The organism is Arhodomonas sp. KWT, assembly GCF_010993615.1.
Window position 1 is genome coordinate 26542 of the sequence record NZ_WNXE01000031.1, and the last position, 2514, is coordinate 29055.

The 2514-nt window shown below is 67.7% G+C and carries 2 protein-coding genes; both read left to right on the forward strand.

Features of this window, described 5'->3' with window-relative positions:
* The first annotated feature begins 115 nt into the window (after positions 1-115).
* Positions 116-1393 (forward strand): nucleotide sugar dehydrogenase, encoded by a 1278-nt coding sequence (locus G7A99_RS07830; protein ID WP_018718523.1) that lies wholly within the window; start codon positions 116-118, stop codon positions 1391-1393.
* A 47-nt stretch (positions 1394-1440) separates the two neighbouring features.
* The gene (locus tag G7A99_RS07835) at positions 1441-2445 is read left to right on the forward strand and encodes an NAD-dependent epimerase (protein ID WP_163139389.1); all 1005 of its coding nucleotides are present in this window, start codon (positions 1441-1443) and stop codon (positions 2443-2445) included.
* Positions 2446-2514 lie beyond the last annotated feature (69 nt).

A 2514-nucleotide genomic window follows, 5' to 3' on the forward strand; every position in this document is an offset into this window, starting at 1 on the left:
TGAAGGCCGGGGAAAGCCGGATGAATGCCCCGCCGCGGGGATGGCTGTGCGCTGGTGCGGCGCGGTATCGTTGCATCGCCCGAAGTATTTTCCGGACAGGGATGGAATTACACCGATGAGCGATGAAACCGTCAGTCCCCGCGTCGCCGTCCTCGGTCTCGGCTACGTGGGTCTGCCGCTGGCCGTGGCCTTTGCGCGCCACTATCCGGTCGTGGGCTTCGACGTGAAGCGCGCCCGGGTCGAGGCGCTGCATGAAGGCCGGGACGATACCCGCGAGGTCTCGCCGGCGGAGCTGGCGGAGGCCGATGGGCTCACGATCACCGATGACCTCGAGGCGCTGCGCGACTGCAACGTCTATATCGTGACCGTGCCCACCCCCATCGACAGCGGCCGCCAGCCGGATCTGTCCCCGCTGCGCGCGGCCAGCGAGACCGTGGGCCGGGTGGTCTCGCCGGGGGATGTGGTGATCTACGAGTCGACCGTTTATCCGGGCGCCACCGAGGAGGTGTGCGTGCCGGTGATCGAGCGCACCTCGGGGCTGGCGTTCAACCGCGACTTCCACGCGGGCTACAGCCCGGAGCGGATCAACCCCGGCGACCGCGCCCACCGTGTTACCGATATCGTCAAGGTCACCTCCGGCTCCACACCGGAGATCGCCGATTTCGTGGACGCCCTCTACGCGCGGGTGATCACCGCCGGTACCCACCGGGCGAGCAGCATCCGGGTCGCGGAGGCGGCCAAGGTCATCGAGAACACCCAGCGCGACGTCAACATCGCGCTGGTCAACGAGCTGGCCATCCTGTTCGAGCGCATGGGCATCGACACCCAGGAGGTGCTGGCGGCGGCGGGGACCAAGTGGAACTTCCTGCCGTTCCGCCCCGGCCTGGTGGGGGGGCACTGCATCGGTGTCGACCCCTACTACCTGACGTTCAAGGCCCAGCAGATGGGGCATCACCCGGAGATGATCCTGGCCGGGCGGCGCATCAACGACGGCATGGGCGGCTACGTGGCGGCCCAGGTGGTCAAGCTGCTGACCAAGCGCAAGCAGCCGGTGGTTGACGCCCGCGTCCTAGTGCTGGGGCTGGCGTTCAAGGAGAACTGTCCGGACCTGCGCAACACCCGGGTGGTGGATATCATCGCCGAGCTCGAGGACTATCACGCCCACGTGAGCGTACACGACCCGGAGGTCGTCGCCGCGGAGGCCGAGGCGGAGTACGGCATCCGTCTGGTCGGCGAGCCGGAGCAGGGCGGTTACGACGCCGTGGTCCTCGCGGTCGCCCATGACCGCTTCCGCGAGCTCGGTGCGGATCTGCGCGGCCTGCTCCGCCCGGGCGGGGTGCTCTACGACATCAAGGGGGCGCTGCCCCGTGACTGTGTCGACGGCCGCCTCTGAGCGGCCGCCGGCGCAACGCCATTCTCTGAGACAGCAACGGGAAGACCATGAAGGTACTCGTCACCGGCGCGGCCGGGTTCATTGGCTATCACGTCGCCGAGCGGCTGCTCGCCCGCGGTGACGAGGTCGTCGGCCTCGACAACCTCAACGACTACTACGACGTCACGCTCAAGCAGGCGCGCCTGGCCCGCCTGGAGGGGGCCGACGGTTTCCGGTTCGTGCGCCTCGACGTCGCCGACCGCGACGGCATGGCCGCGGTCTTCCGCGAGGGCTTCGACCGGGTTATTCACCTGGCCGCCCAGGCGGGGGTGCGCCACTCGCTGGAGGACCCCCACGCCTACGTGGATTCCAACGTGGTCGGGTTCATGAACATCCTGGAGGGGTGCCGGTACAACGACGTCGGCCACCTCGTTTACGCCTCCACCAGCTCGGTCTACGGCTCGCACACGAGCATGCCGTTCTCAGAGCACGACCCCGTCGATCATCCCCTTGCCATCTACGCGGCCACGAAGAAGGCCAACGAGCTGATGGCCCACAGCTACAGCCACCTGTTCGGGCTGCCCACCACCGGGCTGCGCTTCTTCACCGTCTATGGACCGTGGGGGAGGCCGGACATGGCGCTGTTCAAGTTCACGCGGGCGATACTCGCCGGCGAGCCCATCGATGTGTTCAACCATGGTCACCACCAGCGCGACTTCACCTTCGTCGACGACATCGCCGAGGGGGTGGTCCGTGCCTGCGACCACGTCGCCGCCGCCAACCCGGACTGGGACAGCGACCGCCCGGACCCGGCGAGCAGCGCCGCGCCGTACCGCGTCTACAACATCGGCAATAACCGGCCGGTGGAGCTGATGCGCTACATCGAGGTGCTGGAATCGTGCCTGGGCAGGAGTGCGGAGAAGCGCATGCTGCCGATGCAGCCGGGGGACGTGCCGGACACCTACGCGGACTCCTCGCTGCTGGATCAGGCCGTCGGCTACCGTCCCTCGACGAGCGTTGAAGAGGGCGTGGCGCGTTTCGTGGACTGGTACCGGGATTACTATCGCGTGTGAGCCGCGTTACGGGTTGTTGACCGCTCGTCAGATGTGGCTATAATGCGCGCTCTCTTGTCGGGCGAAGGG

What these genes read in the sequence shown, in the direction of transcription:
- G7A99_RS07830 (WP_018718523.1), top strand. Translation starts at nt 116, where the DNA reads ATGAGCGATGAAACCGTCAGTCCCCGCGTCGCCGTCCTCGGTCTCGGC.
- G7A99_RS07835 (WP_163139389.1), top strand. Translation starts at nt 1,441, where the DNA reads ATGAAGGTACTCGTCACCGGCGCGGCCGGGTTCATTGGCTATCACGTC.